This is a genomic window from Mesorhizobium sp. M1A.T.Ca.IN.004.03.1.1 (assembly GCF_003997555.1).
Classification (GTDB): Bacteria; Pseudomonadota; Alphaproteobacteria; order Rhizobiales; family Rhizobiaceae; genus Mesorhizobium.
In genome coordinates this window covers 1-260 of record NZ_RZTV01000549.1, presented here as the reverse complement: position 1 = coordinate 260, position 260 = coordinate 1, and the positions used below count along the sequence as shown (strand labels likewise).

General features: G+C 62.3%; 1 pseudogene. It reads right to left on the bottom strand.

Annotation, left to right across the window (positions count from 1 at the left end):
• Nucleotides 1-260, bottom strand: a pseudogene (locus EOD29_RS32835) (protein TolQ); the annotation flags it as partial.

Genomic DNA, 260 nt, shown 5'->3' with positions numbered 1-260 from the left:
CGCGCATGGCTGCGACGAAGATCGACGCCAGGCCGGTGTTGTTGCGTTCGGACAGCGAACGATAGAGTTCTTCCAGCGACTGGCCCGACCAGAAAACCTGTTCGAACTTGTCGAACTGGCGCCGTGCGCGGCCATAGGCCAGGTACTTGTCGATGACGATCGCCCACGTCCAGACCGAGGCCGCGATGAGCCCGAGCATGACGAGCTTGACGACGATGCCGGCCTGCATGAAAAGCGACCAGAGGCTGACGTCCGTCGTG